Source organism: Paenibacillus sp. FSL H7-0714, from assembly GCF_038003765.1.
Lineage (GTDB): Bacteria > Bacillota > Bacilli > Paenibacillales > Paenibacillaceae > Paenibacillus_AQ.
In genome coordinates this window covers 3,316,318-3,339,152 of record NZ_JBBOPT010000001.1, presented here as the reverse complement: position 1 = coordinate 3,339,152, position 22,835 = coordinate 3,316,318, and the positions used below count along the sequence as shown (strand labels likewise).

General features: G+C 41.0%; 17 protein-coding genes. 2 read left to right on the top strand and 15 right to left on the bottom strand.

The window, feature by feature from the left end:
* Window positions 1-44: 44 nt before the first annotated feature.
* The 9 genes from NST34_RS14985 to NST34_RS14945 form a co-directional block, all read right to left on the bottom strand.
* Window positions 45-191, bottom strand: coding sequence for a hypothetical protein (locus tag NST34_RS14985; protein WP_341128133.1), 147 nt, complete (start codon window positions 189-191; stop codon window positions 45-47).
* 68 nt (window positions 192-259) lie between these two features.
* Complete coding sequence (gene spoVB, locus NST34_RS14980; RefSeq protein WP_341128132.1) at window positions 260-1,816, bottom strand: stage V sporulation protein B; 1,557 nt, start codon at window positions 1,814-1,816, stop codon at window positions 260-262.
* Window positions 1,817-2,137: 321 nt separating this feature from the next.
* On the bottom strand, window positions 2,138-4,927 hold the full coding sequence (locus NST34_RS14975; RefSeq protein ID WP_341128131.1) for a glycoside hydrolase family 3 C-terminal domain-containing protein: 2,790 nt from the start codon (window positions 4,925-4,927) through the stop codon (window positions 2,138-2,140).
* A 188-nt stretch (window positions 4,928-5,115) separates the two neighbouring features.
* On the bottom strand, window positions 5,116-6,597 hold the full coding sequence (locus NST34_RS14970; RefSeq protein ID WP_341128130.1) for an Lsa family ABC-F type ribosomal protection protein: 1,482 nt from the start codon (window positions 6,595-6,597) through the stop codon (window positions 5,116-5,118).
* Between the two features lie 317 nt (window positions 6,598-6,914).
* Window positions 6,915-7,415, bottom strand: a complete 501-nt coding sequence (locus tag NST34_RS14965) for a DinB family protein (protein WP_076285748.1) — start codon at window positions 7,413-7,415, stop codon at window positions 6,915-6,917.
* 308 nt (window positions 7,416-7,723) lie between these two features.
* Window positions 7,724-8,272 carry a CueP family metal-binding protein gene (locus NST34_RS14960; protein WP_340969360.1) on the bottom strand — a complete coding sequence of 183 codons (549 nt, stop codon included), beginning with the start codon at window positions 8,270-8,272 and terminating at the stop codon, window positions 7,724-7,726.
* A 179-nt stretch (window positions 8,273-8,451) separates the two neighbouring features.
* Window positions 8,452-9,318 (bottom strand): SDR family oxidoreductase, encoded by an 867-nt coding sequence (locus NST34_RS14955; RefSeq protein ID WP_076299027.1) that lies wholly within the window; start codon window positions 9,316-9,318, stop codon window positions 8,452-8,454.
* 183 nt (window positions 9,319-9,501) lie between these two features.
* A complete protein-coding gene (locus NST34_RS14950; protein WP_076299026.1) occupies window positions 9,502-11,253 on the bottom strand; it encodes a sensor histidine kinase in 1,752 nt (583 codons plus the stop codon).
* Window positions 11,250-12,005 (bottom strand): response regulator transcription factor, encoded by a 756-nt coding sequence (locus NST34_RS14945; protein ID WP_339271221.1) that lies wholly within the window; start codon window positions 12,003-12,005, stop codon window positions 11,250-11,252. Before NST34_RS14945 ends, NST34_RS14950 begins: the two co-directional genes overlap by 4 nt.
* A gap of 308 nt (window positions 12,006-12,313) precedes the next feature.
* Between NST34_RS14945 and NST34_RS14940 the strand changes: the two genes are divergently transcribed.
* Together NST34_RS14940 and NST34_RS14935 are read left to right on the top strand one after the other, a co-directional pair.
* Window positions 12,314-13,231 carry a M23 family metallopeptidase gene (locus tag NST34_RS14940; protein WP_341128129.1) on the top strand — a complete coding sequence of 306 codons (918 nt, stop codon included), beginning with the start codon at window positions 12,314-12,316 and terminating at the stop codon, window positions 13,229-13,231.
* Window positions 13,232-13,394: 163 nt separating this feature from the next.
* Window positions 13,395-14,273, top strand: a complete 879-nt coding sequence (locus NST34_RS14935) for a deoxyribonuclease IV (RefSeq protein WP_341128128.1) — start codon at window positions 13,395-13,397, stop codon at window positions 14,271-14,273.
* A gap of 57 nt (window positions 14,274-14,330) precedes the next feature.
* Here NST34_RS14935 and NST34_RS14930 read toward each other — a convergent pair whose 3' ends face one another.
* The 6 genes from NST34_RS14930 to NST34_RS14905 all read right to left on the bottom strand — a co-directional run bounded on the left by NST34_RS14930 (window position 14,331) and on the right by NST34_RS14905 (window position 22,755).
* Entirely contained in the window at window positions 14,331-14,654 is a 324-nt protein-coding gene (locus NST34_RS14930; protein WP_076299024.1) for a hypothetical protein, read from the bottom strand.
* 100 nt (window positions 14,655-14,754) lie between these two features.
* Window positions 14,755-15,975, bottom strand: coding sequence for a GNAT family N-acetyltransferase (locus NST34_RS14925; protein WP_076299023.1), 1,221 nt, complete (start codon window positions 15,973-15,975; stop codon window positions 14,755-14,757).
* A 128-nt stretch (window positions 15,976-16,103) separates the two neighbouring features.
* Window positions 16,104-17,477, bottom strand: coding sequence for a Na+/H+ antiporter NhaC (gene nhaC, locus NST34_RS14920; RefSeq protein ID WP_076299022.1), 1,374 nt, complete (start codon window positions 17,475-17,477; stop codon window positions 16,104-16,106).
* A gap of 253 nt (window positions 17,478-17,730) precedes the next feature.
* Entirely contained in the window at window positions 17,731-20,238 is a 2,508-nt protein-coding gene (locus NST34_RS14915) for a hypothetical protein (protein ID WP_341128127.1), read from the bottom strand.
* A 37-nt stretch (window positions 20,239-20,275) separates the two neighbouring features.
* Window positions 20,276-21,616: an ABC transporter substrate-binding protein gene (locus tag NST34_RS14910; RefSeq protein WP_341128126.1), complete on the bottom strand. Its 1,341-nt coding sequence runs from the start codon at window positions 21,614-21,616 to the stop codon at window positions 20,276-20,278.
* A 38-nt stretch (window positions 21,617-21,654) separates the two neighbouring features.
* Complete coding sequence (locus NST34_RS14905; RefSeq protein WP_341128125.1) at window positions 21,655-22,755, bottom strand: efflux RND transporter periplasmic adaptor subunit; 1,101 nt, start codon at window positions 22,753-22,755, stop codon at window positions 21,655-21,657.
* Between the last annotated feature and the right edge of the window lie 80 nt (window positions 22,756-22,835).

The window sequence follows — 22,835 nt, the reverse complement described above, 5'->3', positions numbered from 1 at the left end:
TTCAAACAAAAATTCGTAAAAAACATCAGAGCAGCGATCATCCGTTATTGGAGAATCGTTGCTCTGATGTTATGAACCGGGGGTTGAATACTTTTGTCCGTTACACTTCCTTCTAAATCACCCATCCATTTATAGCTGTACAAAATACAGTTAAACACCTCGCTGCTCCCGTTACCTTCATCCGCCTCCATACTGTTACACAGAGGGTTACATCATTACTCGATTTACTTTTTGGAGCATGATACCGAAATATTCCCTTTCAAGAAACAGGCGTAATCGTCGGTGGTTTCGGTGACCGTTCCCAAGCATGGGTTACCTGCAATGTTGCAGCATAGGTGATCAATGAAACGATTAGAGTTCCGGACAGTTCAATAATCTGCCCCAGGTCCATTCGTTCCAGTATACCGTGAGCCGTCATCCCGCAAATCGTCATGATAATTCCTCCCGCGCCCACCTTGATTACAACGCGAAAGTCAAAATAAAATCCGATCGTTCCTGCCACAGACATAAAATTCAGCAGTGTCAGCAGCAAAAGCCCCAGTCCGAACCCTATAGCAACCCCTTCGATGCCAATATTAGAACCGAGAACAAAGATCGCAATCACTTCAAAAATATTCGTAAGAATATGGTTCCACATGACGGTTGATGCTTTCCCCAAACCAAGCAGAATCGCTTGCAGTGGTGCTCCAAAATAATAAAGGAAAAATAAGGGGGCAATCAACCTTAGCAGCTCGCCCGCTTCTGGCGAATGATAGATCAAAGTAGTTAATGGTACAGCCCATAAGTACAGGATGATTGTACATGGAAGACCAACAATAAGCGCGGATCGCATAGCCATATCCATCCGACTATGCATAAGCTTGCTATTATTGCTCACACTTGCTTCGCTGATCGCCGGAATTAATGCAGTGGACAACGATTGTGTGAAGAAGCTGGGGAGAAACAACATGGGGAGAGCATATCCCGCTAAAAGTCCAAATTGCTTAGTCGCCATCTCAACCCCCACACCAAACAGGACTAGACTTTTCGTAATCAGCAATGGGAGAAACGCATGATAGAGAGAATGAATAAAACCGCTGCCTGTCATCGGTAAGCCGATGCGCAGCAGATCTCTCAACGTACTGTCTCCTTTGGGTGAAAAACTTGAATTAGGCGGTGGGGTGGGTTTGATCTTCCCTCGATTTGCCCATTTGAAGACAGCAAACAAATAGAGCAAACCAAAACCTTCGCCGATCACGGAAGCCGCCATAGCGCCCGCAGCTGCATAAGTAATCCCATAAGGCAGCAAAACGTTCACAACACCGATAATGACAATGATTTGCGCCAAATTCTCAATAATATCGGAAAAGGCCAGCGGGTTCATGTTCTGTTTTCCACGAAAATAACCTTTTAATACAGCTGACATCGCAATAATTGGAATGATCGGCGTAATAGCGACCATAGCATAATACGCCCGCTGATCGGCTAAAAAAACCGACGCGATCCATTTGGATCCAAATAGAGCCACTAAAGTTAGTATAATACTCAACGTACCCGTAATACTTAAAGATACTTTGAGAATTCGCTTTACTCGCGCTTCATCCTGCTTAACCTCAGCTTCTGAGACAAGCTTTGAAATCGCAACAGGAAGCCCCAGCTCTGTCAGCGTAATAAACAAGGGTAGCAGCGGATGAGCAATCATAAGCAGCCCTACCCCCTCGGCTCCTAAGAAACGTGCCAGCAAAACGCCATTCAAAAATCCGAGCCCTTTTGTAAAAAATGACGACACAGTTAAAATGAACGTGCCACGAATAAAGCTTTGTTTACGCATCCCCATCTCTACGCATCTCCACCTATGGTTTGTCCTGGTCCTACTTTCTAACTTATTCGAACAAACACAAGTACATGCAGACAAGTATTTGCAAAGTATATAATCTGCAAAAAGCCCGACACACCATAGTTGGTATACCGGGCAATTTCCTCATATTCTAGTATCCGATAAAGGAGTTGAAATCCCCCCTCCATACTCATGTGGAGTAGTGGAAATGAAATATATGATCCCCCCGCAACAATAAGTACAACAAAAAAACCGCGAAAAATATCGCGGTTTTTAGAAATGATTAATATTAACGATCTATCTAACATTAACGCATGACACCTAGTCGATTTTATTGAATTCAATCCAATCGATCTGCAAACCTGGTTTGATGAACTCCAATTTCATATCATAAAGACCTGCTTCGAGTTCAACTTTCACAAGCTTTTGTCTGATCCACTGACCTTCAGTACCATTTGTTTGAATGGTTGTCATCAATTGATCATTCACTGATACATTGCACGCACTTTGAGCCAGCTCAGGTTCCGTTGACATGATATGCACCAGGATACGGTATTGACCAGCCTGTTCCACTTTAAAGCTAGTCGATCCTTCTACGACAGGTTTAACCTGTGGATTCTGTGATAAGGATTGAGCTTGTTCTCCAGTAAGTGAAGGATTAGCTTTAAAGAACTCTACAGTTTCTACAATTTCCTGTTTTCTCGAGAATACAGGTGCATTCATGATAAACTCACAAATGTTTATGGCAGAACGTTGGAGCTCTCCACGGGTTAACGTACCATTTTCCAAGGACTCAATGGTGTTATCATTCCATCCGTTAATTTCTGCACCATAGTTAGGTACAACCATGTAGAGGTCGTTTTGTGCACGAACCATCCAATTTGTAAATTTCCGATCTGCTGGTCCACCATTAACTACATCATTCATGATCGCCCACCAGTCAGTCATTACAATGCCTTTAAAGCCCCACTCCCCACGAAGAATCGTGGTGTTCAAATCATAATTCGAAGCCGCCCAGTGTCCATTAACTGGATTGTAGGAGGTCATTATAGAATTCGAACCGCCCTGCTTCACGGAGATTTCAAAACCTTTCAAATAAATCTCACGAAGTGCACGTTCAGACACCACGGCGTTTACTTTACTACGATGTTTCTCCTGATTGTTACAAGCGAAATGCTTCATCGTAGCGGTTGAGCCGCCTTTCAAGATACCGCGAGTACATGCAGCAGCAAACACCCCAGAGATCAAAGGATCTTCTGAAAAATACTCAAAGTTACGTCCATTAAGCGGACTGCGTCGGATATTAAGGCCAGGTCCAAGCAAGGAATCCACGTTATTTCTTAACAACTCTTGCCCTTCCATAACATAAAGCTCTTCTACCAAATCCGTATTCCAAGTAGCTGCAAGAAGCGTTCCGATAGCAACTTGAGTCGCCTTTGCTCCGCTGTCCATACGAATCCCTGAAGGACCATCAGCTGTACAAGCCACTGGAATTCCGAGATTAAATAAACTGTCACTTACGCCTCCAAATGCAGAAGCTGTGCCCGGTGTAACTAAAGGACTGCTCATCCCTTCACCACGTACAATTGCAGCCAAATCCTCATCACTGAGCTGTGCAATGAAGGCTTCCATGCTAACCTTCTGTTCATATACGTCTCTTAATTTATATCCTTTATTACCTGTTTGTGAGATCGTCTCTGGAAGATTAGTTTCAATTCGCTCAGCCAACGAAATTTTACGTTTAGGAACTTCAACATAAACAATCTCGTACGAACCGTCCGCCTTCTGAGCACCTGGCATCATTCTCGTAAAGCTTTCTGTAGGCGCGAGCGCTTCTTGCAATTGCTCCACAACTTGAAGAGTTTCAACGACATAGCTGTCTTTACCCTCAACACCGACTGCCACCACTTGTTTAACACTAGTTCCCACATACAAGCGGTACGTTCCTTCTTCGAGAACATAGGCAGAAGCATGTCCTGTTACGCCTGCGTCATCATAAGAAGCCATAGAATGAGCTGAGAAACTCACGGTAAGGCGCTGTGCTTCACCCGGTTCAAGAACTTTCGTCTTACCGAATGACACCAGAGCTTTAGCTGGTTTACCAAGCTTACCTTGCGGAGCTTCATAATAGACCTGAACAACCTCTTTACCAGCAAAGGAAGTTCCTGTATTGGTAACGGTTACGCCGATTTCAATGAAAGACTCGCCTTCTTTGGTAATCAATTTGGCTTCTTCTGGCTCGATACTAAAAGTTGTATAAGATAAACCATAACCAAATTCAAATTGAACCTTATCTGGGCAAAATGTCTCGAAATAACGATATCCTACATAGATATCTTCCTGATACAAGTTCGTAAATTCATTGCCGTAATTCTGTGTTGATGGGTAATCATTGATGGAATAAGCGATTGTATCCGTCAGTTTACCACTTGGAGTTACCTCTCCAGACAGCACATCTGCAATCGCATTTCCGCCTTCCATACCACCCTGCCATGAATAAATCACAGTTGAAATCGGATATTTATAGCTTTCATCGTTCATCCAGTTCATATCAATAATGTTGGAGACATTCAGTACAACGATTGTTTGCTCAAAATATGTAGTTACCTGCTTCAGCATTGCCTGTTCATCATTTGTTAATTGGTAGCTGCCCGGTGCATCAGCATTATCCTGATCTTCCCCTGCCGTGCGTCCAATTACAAGAATGGCTTTATTCGATTTGTTTCTAGCTTCGGAAACCAATTCATTGCTCAAAGACATTTCCTTCTGATGCCAAGGTTCTGCAGCCCATGCGCCTCCACCATTATCAAATGGATTCTGTTCAATCCACTTTTCATAGACAGCAGCCAGCTCTTCGTTAACTGTAAAGTTCTTCTTAGTGCGAAGACCATCCAATAAATTGGTCGTATAAGTAACATGGACACTACCGCCGGAACCTGTACCACTGCGATAATAATTCACTTGGGATCTGCCAAAAATCGCAACATTATCGCCTTCGCCAAGCGGAAGTACCTGATTATCATTCTTCACCAGCACCGCACCTTCAGCGGCTACTGTCCGGCTAAATTCTGCAAAACCTTCTAATGGAATTCCCACATTCTGTGTGCTCAACTTATTTCCTCCTGTTGTTCAATTCTATAGGTTGTTTCTTGAAATCTTCATTCCTTTAACAACATGCTAACAATGCATCTATATCATTATAGTACATTGGAAAACTGGAATATATATAATAATTAACTTTATTAATATAATTATATTGGTCTAGTGGTTTTGAGATTAACTATCTTTGGAAAGAGTTCTTAGTGGAGTTCAACGATTTTCGTAGCAACATTGTTGCAAAATTCCCGATCATGCTCCACAAAAACAAGAGTTGGCGTGTATTCAAGCAACAGCTCTTCAATTTGCATACGTGAAATGACATCAATAAAATTAAGCGGTTCATCCCAAATGTACAAATGAGCTTTCTCACTAAGGCTTTTGGCAATCAGCACTTTTTTCTTTTGACCACCACTATAAGTGGATATGTCTTTATCAAATTGGATTCTAGAAAAATCAAGCTTTCGTAGAATAGATTTAAACAGACTTTCATCGATTCCGTTGTCTCTGGCATAATCCGTTAAATTCCCCTGCAGATTAGAAGTGTCTTGGGATACGTAGGAAATGATAAGCTGATTATCCTTTGTGAGAGTGCCTGTGAAATCTATATCCTCATCACACATCAATTTGATGACACTTGATTTACCTGAGCCGTTTTTACCCGACAGAGCAATACGCTCACCCTGCTCGATAGTGAAGCTTACGTCTGAACATACCTTTTTTTCACCGTAAAAAATCGAAATATTGTCTAGCTCAGCAAGTTGACGTTTATGATAGTCAAGCTGTGTAATCTCTAGATTCTCAGAATTTTCGATATTTTTAAGAAGCTTAGACTTTTCGTTGATCGCAGAATTTTGTCTTTGTTCAATGGCTTTAGAGCGTTTCATCATTTTAGCGGCCTTGTGTCCAATGTAGCCTTTATCTACCTTTGAGCCGGAATTTCTCGTTCCGTTTTTTGTTTTTTCCACTTCATGTGACCAGTTGCCTGTCCGTTTTGAAGAAGCAGATAAGCGTTTAATATCTCTTCTGAGTTTCTCGTCCTCTGCCAGCTCAAAGTTATCTTGTCTGACTTTATTCTCCCACCAGCTTGAAAAATTGCCTTTTTGAATTTCTATATTCGTCTTATTTATAGACAAAATATGGTCTACACAATTATCAAGAAAAGATCTGTCATGAGAGACCAGAATATATCCACTTTTCGTATTGAGATAATCACTGACCAGCTTTCTTGCCGTCATGTCTAAATGATTGGTAGGTTCATCGATCAATAGGAAGCTATTTTCCTTAATGAATAGAGTGGCTAACAGCACTTTCGTCTGCTCTCCGTTAGACAATGAATCAAAGGGCCGATATAACACATCTTCAGACACCTTTAATAATGAAAGTTCACGCATTAATTTCCAATGAATATAATCCGGAAAAATCTCGCTGATCACATCAATGGTATTAAGCTCCTTGTTATCCACCTGAAAAGGAAAATATTCAAAAGTGACATGGGCAGAAATATTTCCGCTGTATTCATATTTTCCGAGTAATAAACTCAGAAAGGTGGTCTTTCCTCTACCGTTTCTTCCGGTAAATCCTAATTTCCAATCAGTATCGATTTGAAAGTTTACATTCTCAAAGATGTTATCGTAGCTGCCCTCATAGGCAAAGGTTAGATTTGTAACATTTATTAATGACATATAAGTATCCTCCTGTATGAAAAAAATAAAAGCCACAAGAAAGTTACTTTCTTGTGACTCAAATAAATACAGCAAATCTAGCCCCAAATGGAGTTAGATAAGGATATATTGTTCGAGTGAAAAGAAGTAGTAACTTTCTTGCATACAAAAAATAAAACAAACGAAATAAACCGTTTTTGTTGTTTTATTCATCATGTGTCGCAAGAATAATTACTACACTATACTTTTCAACTCCGATCATTAATTTGTATCCATGTTATCATGCCGATTTGTTTTTTTCAACTTTCCGATCCTTAACTCATTAAGAAATTCATTAATTAGGCGTTCGCTAATTCATCTGCAGAGGGTCCATAAAGGCCCGGCACTGGTATATTTAGAAGTCGGAAATATACCCCAAGCTGTGCCCGGTGGTGAATCATGTGATTCAAGCCGATGGTACGAAGCGCGACTGCCCGTGTCTGACGGCGGATAACCGCTGTGCCATTACGCAGTGTCCACTCCGCACCAAGCGTCTCCACATTGCTTTCAGAAATTAATTCTTCAATCTTGCGAGCGCTCATATCGAACTCTTGCAGAACCGCGGCGGGGCTCTCCAGCGCTTCTCGTCGATATGGCACAGATGCCAAATCAAACTCCGAGTGAAGAAGAATGGCTGATTGCCAGTTTAGCAGATTGACGAGATGTGTGGATAGCCCACCGAGACTCATTGACTTTTCGTGTGGTTTCCATGTCATATGCTCCTGCGTCAGCTTCTCCAGCATACGACGCGTACCAGCTAACTCCTGCAAAACATCCCCGATGATCAGATCTTTATCCATTCCTCTATCTCCTCTCAAAAATGAAGTACCAACTAAAATTTATCATAGAGAATCACCCTTGAGTTTTTCGACGATACCCTTCTTCAAGGAACACTCCCTATAAAAGCTCGATTCTTGATATCCATTAGATTATACCATTTCCAGGAGGTGGAAAATTACTATAATTAAACTTTACCTTATTCTTACATAGAAAAACCCTCCCATAATTCGAACCTATTAGATCAAGGTTTCATGAAATGGAAGGATTTAAAATGGCAGGTCCGATATGGAATTTTCAGAGGAAGTAGTGACTTCGCTGTCTCTGATGCTTAGATACTCTCTACTAATTGCATGGTCGTAACACATGTATTATCACTCTTAAAAGTGGAAAGTGCGGCTTTCGCTTTTACACCATCCTGTTCAATCGTTACATTATATTTCTTATCACGAGGTAACCAAAGATCAATGAATCCGTTAGATTGGGACTTCATAGTTTGATCCACAATCACATTGCCCGCAGTGTCCTCGACATATACATCAAACATTTGTTCTGTTAATTCCCCTTGGCATCCAGTCAAGCTATGTGTTGCACACGGGTGTGTATTCTTAACATATGGTGCGATGGAAACAAAAAACTCATCTTTGGGTAAGTCATATTTGGTTGATTGATTGTTGCTGTCGGTCACAATAAGCTGCTCTGAAGTGATGGAAGCAGAGAGGTCTTTCATGCTGCTTGAACTATATTCCTGCACTAATTGTTTAACGTTAGATGTATCGGTTGCTGCGGGTGATTTTTTATCATTTCCCCCCACAAATAAAACTGCCCCTAAAGCAACAACAACTACTGCACCAGAAGCCATCCAAATTTTTGTCCTCATTGATATTCATCCCCTTCTCTTCGATTCAATCATTTTCATTACACCAATAGTTCACATATGTTTCCTATTATATCATTATTATTACTTCACGAAACCTTTATCAATGATGTTAAAGATGCACAAAAAAAGGCCCCTTCTGGTTATTCACCGAGAAGAAGCCTTGAATCTTGCTATATTATTTAAGCTTGCAGACTATTTACAAGATCACTGATAACATCCGCTAACGGAGTGACTGGACGATTCAGTACTTTCTCTAGATCGTCACTTTCAATATCCAGCCATCCTTCGCGAATACCACGTTGAATCGCAACAACGAATGGCAGAGCAGCTTCTGGTACACCAACCTCAGCCATGATTTTCGCATAAGCTTCGTCGTCAACTTGCAGCACTTTAATTTCTTTACCTATTACGCCACTTATAATTCCAGTCAATTCTTCTTGTGTTAAAGGCTTGCCAGACAATTCATAGACAGAATTCTCATGTCCTTCCCCAGCTAGAACATTAGCAGCAGCTTCTGCATAATCTCCTCGTGCTGCCCAGCCAACTTTACCACTACCAGCAGAAGTTACCCATGGGGCACCTGCTACGGCGCCTTGGATAGATCCAACCTCGTTCTCCATGTACCAGTTGTTGCGAAGGAAACTGTAAGGAATTCCGGTAGCTCGAATGGCTTCCTCGGTTACACGGTGTACTTCAGCAAGGAACAGCTCACTCTTCTCAGCATGTCCTACGCTTGTATAGGCAATGAATCCAACACCAGCTTTAGCGGCTGAATCAATAGCTGCCTTATGTTGGCGAATCCGAGTCTCGTTATCTCCATCTGAAGATACAATTAGCAGTCGATCCACACCGGCAAACGCTACATCCAATGTTTCCGGCTTATCAAAGTCACCATGACGGACTTCCACACCACGCGCTTTAAGATCACTTGCTTTATCTGGATTCCGGACACTTACTACAAGGTCCCCTGCGGGTACAGTTTTAAGTAGAGACTCTATCACCAATGATCCGAATTGACCTGTTGCTCCTGTTATAGCTATTTTCATTTTAAAATCCTCCTCAAATTAGGATGAATTTCATCCTCTTAATAATCGCTCACCTGTAACTATTGTAGTTACATTAAAAAAAGATGTCAACTCCTTTATTTTTATAGCCTTGACTCATCCTAATAAATACAAACAACCCTCGCGGTATCCGGTTGGAATACAGCGAGGGCTTGAATGAAGATATCAGCTCCATATTAACTTAATAACCGTTCCTTTACCTACGTGACTCTCGACAGTAATCCGGCCCCCCATACATTCGATCAGTCCTTTAGAAATCGCCATGCCGAGCCCAGAACCGTTGGAGGTAGACGCTGTATCCGTTCCTCGATAATATCGTTCAAATAGCCGGATCATTGTTTCTTCATCCATTCCATCGCCGTCATCAGCAAATTGAATGATAAATCCGGTGTCCCTATCTTTATGAATAAGCGAAACGGTCAACTTCGTATCCGGTGGGTTGTGGAGCAGCGCATTCGCAGTTAAATTGTTGACAACCCTTTCTAGCCATGGCGTATACAATTGAGCTCTTACTTCGGTTTGTGCAGGCAGAAATACTATTCGCTGCTTCCCGTAGGCAGGATTGGCAGCAGCTTGTTCGAGAGCTTGTTGCAGCCAAGCGTTCAATTCAACTTCCATCGTCTCAGGTGGTTTAATTCCTGACTTTAGACGATAGGTCATTGCAAGATCACTGATCAGCATGTCCATATGGGCCGATTTATCTAGCATAGTCGTTGTAAACTTACGAACTTCCTCTTTCGACCAATCGTATTTTGGTTCGGCCAGTAAATGAGCATATCCTGTGATTGAGGATAATGGGGTTTTCAAATCATGAGTAACACCGGCGATCCATTCCTCGCGTAAGCTCTCCGTCTCTTCCCGCAGTACTTGATCACTCTTCAAGGTTGCCGATAATTTCTCAATTGAAACCATCACATCAGCAAAAACACGGTATCTTCTCCTCCATTTACCCACGGCTGTTCGACTGCGACGAAGTCCTTTACGATCCGTTGGCTCTGTATAGATGGCATTTCCGATGGAATCGAGCCACACGAGCATATGCAGCATAGGTGCACCGAAACGATGAGCTTGCCATAAAGAGAGCAACACAAACGCGATCAATAAAGCGATAAGCATGGCAAATGAACCGATGATCACGACCTTTACTTCCTCTGGTATCCACACTTTTTTACTTGGATCTGTCCCTTTGATATTGGGTTCTCCCACGATCCAAGTACGACCTGAGTCCTTATCAAAAGAAGAAAGAACATGGTACCCATATCGTTCACTGTACAGGGTGCGAAGTGCAAGCTCTTGAACGGAGTACTGAGTGGGTATCATATTAGGTCTATTATAAGAAACCACTTCATTGCCTGATGAATCTATAAGTTGAACAAAAGCTTGGGCCGATTTAATTTCTTTTTCAAGTTCATCAGGAAGTACTGGGTCCCCTTTCGCAGCAGCGAATGTCCCCTCACTCACTTTCTTTAATAGTGGACCTAATACATTAGGCGCACCATACACCAGTGCGAGCTGTTTACCATCCTTTTCTTGAATCCATAGTGCCAGATTATAAGGAAACGGCTGAGTGCCCGTCCAATAAGCAACTACTTCGCCAGGGCCATATTGAATGGGTACATCTTTAGGTGTATTATAGGCACTCTCAACTTGCCCATCTTCATTTAGACTTTGTAGCCAGCCTTTATTTTTCTTCACTTGCTCCAGTAAACTCGGAGAAAAATGTATGCCATCCTCATCAATCTTAGAAGATTCTACCAATTGTTCAAGACCCACATTGGCAAAATCACGCGAGAGACTAATATCAAGAAACCGCAGCAAAATCCAAGTAAATGTTATGGCAGAAATAGCGAGTACTACCATGCCCGTAATTGCGAGCTGAAGAACAAACTTTAACGTTAACCGGCGCTTAATATTCATGGCGCAGACAACTCTTGACGTTCTACTTTAACCAGTTTGTACCCAAGACCTCTAACATTAACAATAAACTTCGGATCGGATGGGTCTGCTTCTATACGCTCTCTTATACGGTGAATATGCACCATGACCGTATTATCATCACTTAAGGCTTCTTCACCCCAAACCTTTTCATATAATTCACTTTTGCTGAATATTTGATTGGGATGTTTACATAAGAACAGCAGCAATTGGAATACAAGTGCCGGACAAGAGACCGACTCACCCTCAACCAGCAGCTCCCCTGCCGTCTCATCCAGTTTAAATCTCCCGTAATCGTAAACGTTCGCAGATTTGCTGTGAACTGTCGCTGTGATCTTATCAGTATCTGATGGAGCAGGTGAACTTAAGTACCGCCGCAACTGCGCTCTTATTCGAGCGACAACTTCAAGTGGATTAAAGGGTTTAGTGATATAATCATCTCCACCTATAGCAAATCCGGTCAGCTTATCAAAATCAGAGGTTCGAGCCGTAAGAAACAGGATAGGTGCGTCCGTCGTCTGCCGAATAAAAGGACAGATTTCAATTCCACTGCGCCCTGGCAACATCACATCCAATACAATCAAATCATATTTTTTGGCTTCGCAGGCGCTTATCGCTTCTTCACCCGTCACCGCAGTATCAATATTTAAATAACCTTCCTTGAGTAATACAGTCTCCATAATCTCCAAAAGCGATTGTTCATCATCTACAAGTAAAATCGATGCTTCATTCATTGTGAAATTCCCTTTCCAAATAGCCCTTGTTTTTATCATCATAGCATGATTCTTGACGCTATCAATCGCACTAACCTTAACAGAAGCTTAATTCGTATTCGTCTACTACACCAAAAGTTAAGATCGTATTAATACTGTGTTTCAGAAGAGCTAAGACTCATTTGCTATAATTTGACTATTGGGAGGCGATATTCTTGAAAAAAAGCTCTAAAAAAATAATCAGCATACCGGGAATGTCAGCAAAAACAGTTTTGGCAATAGGATCACTTGCCTTACTATTAACAGCTTGTGGAGGAGGAAAAACGGATATGAACAATAATGCGAAAGTGGAGCAAACATCCAATTCAGCTGTAGAATCAAACGAAATAATGTTCCTGCCTGATGATCTGCCAAATTTTCTGCTTAAAGGGAACTATAAAGAAATGTACGCCCACTTTAGTCAGCCTTTGAAGGATGAGGTAAGTGAAACTGAATTAGCTGAGACCGCTAAGGAATTCACTAAGGATATCCAGACACTGAACAAAGCATCTGATATGCAGCTTAATGGATTTGATCGACGTACTTGGTTGAGTGATACAGGTAATAAAGGGCTCATCGGAATGTTTGATCCGGATGGAACCATTTCATTAATCCAGATTCAAGAACTGACATCTTCCCCTGAAACCGATACAAAACTTAGTAAGCATGAATACGCATTGCCTTTCGAAGGTGACTGGTTTGTATTTTGGGGCGGAGAAAATGTTCTCGTAAATTATCATTATGAAGTAGAGATCCAGCGTTACGCCTATGATTTCATTCAGGCCAAGGAGAACTATTCTTATAAAGGGGATCCGCTAAAAAACAAAAGTTATTATGCCTTTGGGGAAAAAATCTTCGCCCCTGCAGATGGTACAATCGTATCGGTTATGAATGATATTAAAGATAATGAACCTGTCGGTGTTATGAATCCAAACCAGGCAACCGGCAATAACGTGGTCATCGATCACGGTGGTGAATTCAGCCATCTAGCACATCTCAAAAAAGGTTCGATTACAGTTAAGCCAGGCGATAAAGTCAAAAAAGGTGATATCATTGGGCTGACGGGTAACTCGGGCAACTCTAGTGAGCCCCATTTACATTTCCAGATCTCTGACGGAGTGGATTTATTCAACTCTCGTTCTATCCCTGTTAGGTGGGGGAACGGATTGAAGCCGATCCAAGGCGAGACGATCACCGCTGCTGAATAACGATCATTCTGGGTGGGTAAGGTTGTCTCCCTTATGAGATAGACGGACGAGACAACCTAGCCTGCGCTGAAATACATATAATTAGGGCCTTCTACAAATATTAATAGACATGTAGTGACTAAATTTCGGTCTCTTTCTCTGAAGAAAGGAAGCGTTGAACCAGATGACTTTACTCCTAGGGTCACATGTATCCATGACTGGACCAAAAATGCTCCTTCGAGCTAGTGAAGAGGCAGCATCTTATGGAGCGACCACCTTCCTAATATATACCGGAGCTCCTCATAATACTCGCCGTAAGCCCATTGAAGCTTTGAATATTGAAGCTGGACAAGCTCACATGAGAGATAACGGCATTTCAAATATCGTTGTACATGCTCCATTTATTGTTAACTTAGGGAATACGCTATCCGCTCAGGTCTTTGAACATAGTATTGAGTTTCTTCAATCAGAGATTATTAGAACGGAAGCTTTAGGCTCTACACAAATTGTCCTGCATCCCGGGTCCCATGTTGGTGCGGGTCCACAGGCCGGAATTTCTCGGATCGTAGAAGGTTTAAACGAAGTGTTAGCCAATAAACGAAATGTTCAGGTTTCATTAGAGACCATGGCTGGAAAAGGTAGTGAATGCGGAACTACATTTGAGGAACTTGCGGCTATTATTGATGGAGTGACGCACAATGAGCGCCTGTCTATTTGTATGGACACTTGCCATATCCACGATGCTGGTTATAATGTGAAGGAAGATTTTGATGGCATATTGGATCAATTTGATCACATAATTGGAATAGAGCGCCTAAAGGTCATTCACGTAAATGATTCAAAGAATATCATCGGCTCGCGAAAAGACAGGCACGAAAATATCGGACATGGATATATCGGCCTTCAGGCGCTTCGATATGTAGTCCACCATCCACAGCTAACAACCATTCCCAAGCTCCTGGAGACCCCCTCCATCGGTGAAAAGAAATATGTCAACCCGCCCTATAAGCATGAGATTTCATTGTTACGAGGAGAAACGGATGAGCCGATAAAACAAGCATAAACGCCTTCGGCGTCCTTATAAGGACGGTAAGCGTTTATGCTATAAACTATAATCAATTTATCCTTTTGCAGGATCATTCGTAACAGGTGCGGTTTCGTTCATTTGAAGTTTCTTTAGCGAGTTTTTCTTTGCGGTTAATTCTTTTGACAGATCAGCTTGCATACGATTTAAGGTTTTTATCTCATCATTCAGCTTTTTGATTCGCGACATTTTACTGCTCAAATCTGTGTGAGACTTGCTAAATTTCATATCCTGTTCTAATTGGTTAATTTTGAATTTAGATTTTTCTTTTTTGTTCTGTGTGCTCTTGATTTTGTTTTCGAGCTCGGTAATTTCTTGTTGTAATTTAGTGATCATTGGTTTAGTAAAATTAATTGCCATTCTTACACCTCATATCATATTGTGTTGCTGAGAGATTATTCTACTATAAAAAGAGCAAAAAAGCACACTCATTAGAGTATGCTTCAAAGGTTCACATATTTTAAAAATAATCAGAGAAATAAGGATGCTCTGGTCTAATCAGTCCTTCCAGCAAATGAATCGTGGCATCATCCGTCTGAATACGTCCGATGCGAGCCAGGTAGGTTGGCCGCTTATAGCCCATTAACATGGTTGTTAAGGTAGGAATATCAATCGTGAGTGAAGGATTTAATCCCCCTTTTCGCAGGGTCCCCTTCCCTTCTTTATCTACAGTTAGTGAAAATGTCCCTCGATTCCATTCCAGCATCGGATCGCTTAAGTTAAAAATGAGCTCACAGTCTTTGTCCTGCCGTTTAAAAGGATACTGTTCGATAAATAAACGGACATCTACAATCCGTGCCATAAAGTATGGAGCGATCGTTTCTTTAATATCCCCATCATCTAATATGAATGACAACGGTTCTCCTTTATAAATATCCCCTTTAACCAGCTTAATCATTGAAAAGTGCGCACTAATAAAATTCCACAAGCCCGTTCGAGCCTCTTCAACAATGTATACCATCTCTTTGATATAAAATATTTCTTCGGCGACCCAATACAACAAGTACCCCATGGGTTCATCGTTGTTATTGTAATAAATACCTACCGTCATATCATCTAAATCCCACCGCAAATATTCTTCCCAAGCTAACTCATTACGAATCATCGCCCCATGATGCTGCACGGCAAACTGATCATAAATCACTTTGATATCTGGATGTTCAATGGATACACGTTCCACATTTCCTGGGACATTTCTCATTTTTGGCAACTGTGTATCCGGAACTTCAAATGAGATTTTATCAGTGATGATTTCCCAGCCTTTTCTTCTATAATAAGGGATTGAATACGGATAAAGATAAGATATCGATTGTTTACGATCCCGCATTTTAGTTAAAGCATGAAGCATCAGTTTATTCATTAAACCTAAATTGGCATATTCGGGATAGGTTCCAACACCCGTTAATCCACCCATCTCATAGATATGCCCAAAAATATTAACCTGAAATGGGTATACGGCTAACTGAGAGATGAGCTTGTCTCCATCAAACCAACCTACAACATCAGCATACTTAAGAACTGGCAACTTAGCCTGAGTGATTTCACGATTCTCCCAGCCAAAGATTTGCAGATCACGATTGGTCACTTGAAATACATAACGTAATAGATTATTAAATTGTTCTGCGTGCTTAGTCTCGACATTAGCTAATTTGATTCTATCCTGTAACTTACTGCGACTCACTGTTATTACCTCCGATAAATTGACCACTTTTTAAGCTTAGATCACTAGCTTGATCACATTGACTCAACGCATAGTATTCTTTATATACGTTGAATCAATGCATTAGGTGTCCATTATCTTGAGATTTCTTAATCTTTACCCAATGAGTTCCTTTGTAATCTAGGGATCAACGCGTAAGCAAACGTGATGAATGGACTTAACCATAAGAAAGTTGCATACGGCGCATATTCTATCACGGGTACACCCAGAGTCACTGCGAAGAAGGCACCACTGACACCCCATGGAATCAATGGATTAACGAGAGTGCCGCAATCTTCTAGCGTACGGGACAGTGTCTTCGCTGGAATGCCACGGCGATTATATTCATCTTTGAACATTTGACCTGGCAAAAGAATCGAAAGATACTGTTCACCCGTCATGCCATTTACCGCAATGGATGACGCTCCGCTCATCAGTACAATGCTGCTCTTACGCTTGAGTGGTTGAATGAGTTTACGGAAAAAGGCCTCAATGACACCGCAATGCTGAATCAAACCACCTAAGGATAAGGCAATTAAGATTAGAGATACAGACCACATCATCGATTGCATTCCTCCGCGGTTCACGATAGAAGCAACCATTTCATTCGCGATATTACTGTTATATCCACTCTGCATTACACTAAACCAGACATCGATTTCAGTCTGCTGCTGAATCAAAGCCGTCACAAGAAGACCACTGACAATACCAACAACTAACGTAGGCAGGATCGGTATCCGCTTGATCGAACAAGCGATGACAGCTAGCGGAGATAGCAGCGTTAACCAATGAATATGGAATCCATCTTGTAACGCAAGCTTAATGTCTTTAATCGAGGATAAGTCGATCGAATTCCCCTTTGGAGCGAACAGAAAAAAGAGAGTGGTGATAACAAGCGCCGGCACCGTAGTGTATGCCATATTACGAATATGTGTAAACAAGGATATACCCGCTACTGCAGGTGCAAAATTCGTTGTATCGGAAAGTGGCGACATTTTATCACCAAAACAAGCCCCACTGATAATTGCTCCAGCAGCCAAAGTTGGGGAAATCCCCGTAGTTACTGCAATTCCCATTAAAGCAACGCCGATGGTGCTTACTGTCGTGAAGGAGCTTCCAGTGAACATCGAGACGATGATCGTGACATATAATGCGCTCACCGCAAAATAATTCGGATTAATATAATCCATACCATAATATAAAAGCGACGGTACTGTACCGCTCATCATCCACACAGCGATCAGAATTCCAATCAGCATGAGGATAAGAATTGGCATTATGGCCGTTTGTATCCCTTGAATAATTGCTGATTCGATCTTCTTCCAAGAGAAACCAAACATTCCTAGTAAGACGGCCGTGCCTATTGTAGTTACGAGAAGCGGTAGATGCGGCTCCGCTTTCAATAGAAAGATGGATACAAATAGAAGTGCTAAAATAAAAACGATGATGATCATGCTTTTTGAGAAACTAAGCTGTCGTTCCATGAAAATAATGCTCCTTAACATTGTATTGGGTATAAAATTAATGATCGAACGCTTCCGCACTTTTAAGCTTTTTTGCTTTTTGGCATTGAAGCGCAGAGGTAATCTTAACGAAAAGACTGAGAACAGTCAATGTAAAGAACATACATTGAAGGAATTTCCATAAAAAGTTCATAAGTATAGGCGAGAAATAAAAAAAGTGCTGGCAATTATGCCAACACATTTGACTTGGTTCTTAACCCAGCTCACTACAATTTTAATTGTCAATGTTTTTAGTTGTTCTCGGTTCCGATAAAACGTAATTTAACGGGTAAGACTGACTCCCTAACAACATCCTATGACCCTGAAATTCATCATATAAATTTATACGGAAGCTTCCTCCCCTTAATTTATTGTAAAGGTTACTATTAAATGAAGTTGTGTATGACTTATTTTTGCCCATTGGCAAATCAGTCCCCATTACCAAAGTCTTCTCCATAGATTGTCCGTAAGGGTCAATAAGCTCTAAGACTAACTTATGCTCATAGGCACCTGCTTCAAAATCCTCTTGTTCGGATAAGCTATAATTTACAGCTATATCTAATGTGTCCCTTTCTTCAGTAATGTAACCCACTGCATTTGCAACCGAAAGGTTGTAAGGGAATAGATCAACACTTATTAGATTATTCTGTGAGATTACTGCTTTAGGGGTAAGTGCTAATTTAACACTATTGATAAATCCAGTTGATGTCCCCCCTAGATCTGTAAGCTTACCGTCAGCAACCCCTTCTCCAATATATAGCACAAGCTGAGAGGTATCCACACCTTGGGGAAGCTTACTCCAGATGGTAACCAATTTTTTACCATTTGGGCTAGTTGGCGTTGTCGATTGGCTAACCATCGCGTTGAAAAATTGGTTATCAGGTGTTTTGTAATAAGCTACCAGCTGTGCCTGTTTCGACTGGCGTGGTTCTTCGCTAATCATTTCCAGTTCCGTATAGATCAAATTAGATTTGTTAGAATTATATGTGGTTGTCCGACGCTCACGGACTTCTGCTTTTTTGCCTAACGAATTCATATGATGAGATTCACCTGCAGCAATCGTATGGATCACATTATTTAGCGAGTTTGAATACATGGAGAGAAACTTCGTGACTTCATCTCCAGAGGTATCTTGTAGTACAATTTTCAGCTGATTGAAGCTATAAGAATATGGCACTTTCGCTATCACAAATATCTCTTTTGTTTCATTAGGAGCTAGTGACGTTTGCGAATTTGTGGTCACGATCTGGGCTGTACTGCTCAGATCACTCATTCCTGCTTTGACTATAGCTTTTAAAGAAGGTAGCTGTACTGAGGTTAAGCCTGTGTTCCGGATGCTGATATTAGTTACGATTTGATCACCATCATCCCAAGGCAACCGCTGATAGGATCCAAGCTTCACCATGAACTTCCCGTACCTGTTCTCGACCATATACTCTTGTCCCATCAGATTATTATATTCTAGAGCATACGGAATGTTATACAACACAGTTGGAAAAACAACCTTGTCATCAACAGCGGGTTCCGTCCACTCCAGCTTTAACGTACCTTGATTAAGTGTTAATGGCACATCCGCACTGAGACTGACGATCTTTTCTTCAAGTGGTTTCAATATTACATTCGCAAGTGCTTTTGAATCTACCGGAATACTTAATCCTTCAGCAGCTTTAACCGTAAGCTCATATGCAGGTAGCGTGACAGGTTTATTCCCAAGATTCTTTAGGCGGAATTGAAGATTCCATTTCGCAAAGTCATTTTCCGAATATACGGAAGCACTCTTCAATTGTGTTTCAACCGTGTTATTCTTGATAGAAATCTTTTTCACAGCATAATTAGCCACAGCGAAGTCAGAAGTTGTTACTGAAGGAAGCTTAAAAGATTTAACAGGTAGCATTATTTTCAAAGCTTCATCTTCTTGTGCAAATTGCAAGATCATATGTTCAGTCTTCATATAGGAAGGAACTTCAGTTAAATAATAAATCGTCTTCTTTTCTTGGGACTGTACATCGAAACTGCTGCTAGAATCCTCCTGCTTAAGTTCGAACACCGAACCACCAGCTGATCTCAGGTACGCAATATAAGTAGAATTGCTTAGCACTTTTTTACCCAAATTCGTGTAACTAACGCCAACTCTCATATAGACTTTTCCATTCCTTTTAAGCCTTTGCATACTTTCCGCTTTGATATCAACTTGCAGATTATCCAGCGTGATCTTCTTGCTCTGGCCTTGAGGAACGACAACTGAATAACTTGCCGGAATGGAGAATACACCCAGCTTTTTCTGATAATCCTGGCTACTGAAATCCCACTTAAATAGGGTCACTTTGGTGCCGTTTAATTTTGTAGACTCTCCAATATTCACGTAGTAAGTTACAATTTGACTACTCTGTGGAGGAATATTTTTTTTAGTAACATCTCTTGTGACAGGTTTACCTTGTATGACTGTCCCCCCAGTTGTAGTAACCCTTGAGAAATAATCTACGTAAGCTACACTATTGGTACTACTATTGCTATAACTAAGTGTGTATATAAGTATATTACCGCTCGGTTGCTCTAAAATATCCATATCTATTAGCTTCACGTTGACATTGTTCTTTATAGCGATCGACCCAAGTTTATCAAGAGTGAATACCGCTGCAGTTGAAGCACCTGTCGATGCTGCGTATATGCTGTTTGCAAGAGGTTGGCTTAACATCATTGCACTGAGCAGAACTACAGCGTATGTCTTTAATGGTTTGTGCATGAGTCTCCCTCCTTATACAAAATCCTGTTTAATACATCTATTCGTTTAGAACGATTGTTACTCGATTCTGGATCAACTTTGCAACAGCTTCCGCAGATTTTTGTCCACTGAAGAATGATGAGGACTCCTCTCTAATAATAGAAAGCACTTTAGTATTCAGTTCCGCATATTGATCTACTGTATGAATGATTTCTTTAAACTTAGTAAATTCTTCATCAGAAATCTTAGCTGCTTTTCCGGTTGGAAGTTTATATGCTCCACTTTTCATCTTTTCCTGAATATCGTTTAAATTCTTATCGTTCACTGATTGGAGCAGAGAGAATCCTTCTCTATCTTGCAAGGACTGTGCTTCTTCAGATAACAAGAAGGTCATAAACTTATAAGCTTCTTCTTTCACCGGAGTATTGGCTTGTATGGCAAGCGAAGATGAAGGAATGATTCTCATACCACCAGTCTGACCTGCATGTGGCTTTTGAAGGTACACCGGATTTTCAAAGTAAGAATATGGACCATCGATAAAGTCTGTTGGTGACCATATAACGATGGAGTTAAATAGCTGATTCCCTATCTCCGCTGGCTCCGAAGTCATAACTTGTTCTTTATACATTTTCTTGACTTGTTCCAATAGCTCCACAAAATCAGGCGAGTCGAACTTCGCTTGTTTCGCTTCACTATCAACAAACAAATTATAATTATCAATAGCCATTTCTTGGAGTGTCATTTCCGCTGGGTACTCCGTTAGGGCATAAAGTTTGTTTTTAGCGTCCTTCCCAGTCAGTTGTATAATTTCCTTCGATTGCTCCCCAAACTCTTTCCAAGTCCAATTCTTATCGTCAATCTTCACATTTGAGTTCTTAATCATATTCCCATCACCTATGAACGCTCTAAAAGCGAACCCGGTAGGAATGAAATATAGGCCGTCATTTACCTTCATTGCGTCCAAAACATTCATTTCTAAATCACTCTTATTTACCGTTTTATCGTGTTCAAATATATCATTCATGTTCACAAGCAACTTTTTACTCACATAATCATTGATTGAAAAGGCGCTTACATCAAAAATATCTGCACCTTTTCCAGAGAGTAGGGCTGTATTCGTTGTTTTTTTATATTCTACATAACCATTCTCTCCCCACTCATTTCCCACTTCTTTATATGCCTTAATTTGTAGGTCGATATCCGGGTATTTCGCTTCAAACTTTTTCTCTAGCGCCTGATAGAATGCACTCGATTCTGCTAGGGATAGAGTCAAGATTGTCTTTCCCTCTTCAGTTGTCGTTTCCCCCTTGCTTTCCACTTTCTCATTACCTCCGGAATTACATGCCGTTGTCATTATCAAAGCACCCATTAATAGTACAAAAATAGACCTTTTAATCATTTGATTTCCTCCTCCTATTTTCTCGTTTATATGATTTCTTATTGCAGTCGAACTCGATTCCCGTCTTCAAGAGGTTCATTACTTTCCAGAATAATTGAATCCTCCTCATAGAGAATATCCGATTGAATCATCGTTTCTTTCTCGTTTTTTTCACTGGAGTGAATACGAACTTTTTGAGCGACAAAGACATTGCCTAATGCCCCCCGCTGCTCGTCAACTTTATAAATAAACAAACCTTCGCGATCCTCATGAATAGCTTCATTTGATAGGAGTAATCCCTCTTGGAGTGAATGTTTTTCGATTTTGATCCGAGCCTGTTCACCTCCTTTAAGTTCTGGATCAACGACTTTTATTCTCAGATTCTTTTGAGGAATGGTTTGAGTCTTCCCGGTCTCATTACTAGAGGGGCTATCAGTACGTGACTCTGAATTCGCAATTTCTTCAATGGAGCCGTTTAGGATCCGGGCTTCTTGTCCGTGATTCATATCAACCTCAACCTCTATCTTTTCTCCAGCAGAAATCCCTAAATTGGACAAATGCACGGAATCCATAATAATATCCAATCTGTAACCCCGACTACTGTTGGATACAATTACATCCGGTTCTCCCATTGAAGCTAACCCTTCGACGGCATTCAGTTTTGAAATCAGACCATCGAAAGGAGAAAAAAGTTGTTTTTCAGTTGTTAGACGATTTCTTAGCCCGCTAATCTTATTTTCCTGAGCTAATATATCTAATTTACCTTTTTCGATATCACGTCTTGCATTTCTGATTTTGAATTCATCCTCCTCCAGCGCGGATTGGATGTACTGATCTTGCCTATTCTGTTGATCAATTTTCTGCTTTTCTAAATTTGTTATTTCATCTTTCAATTCTTGCTCAGCAGTTTTGCTCTCATAGATAATAAGCTTTTGTCCCTTTTTTACACGTTGTCCTTCTTTCACTAGAATTTGTTCGACCTTTAGTCCGGAAGTATTCGAAAGTTTAACTTCAGCAAGTGGCTGCAATATCCCACTACCTTCAATCGTAAATAAAAGATTTCCCTTTGTTGGTTTTTCGGTTCTAACTTTCGGCAAGGTCAAAGTTTGTATCGTGTTACTGAACAATGTAAAAAACAACAATAATCCCATAAAAACCATGAAGACGACTTGAATATTTCGTTTACGTCTACGATCAGTCGGCTCTATACCTAACTCCATATCCCGTCATTCTCCTCCAA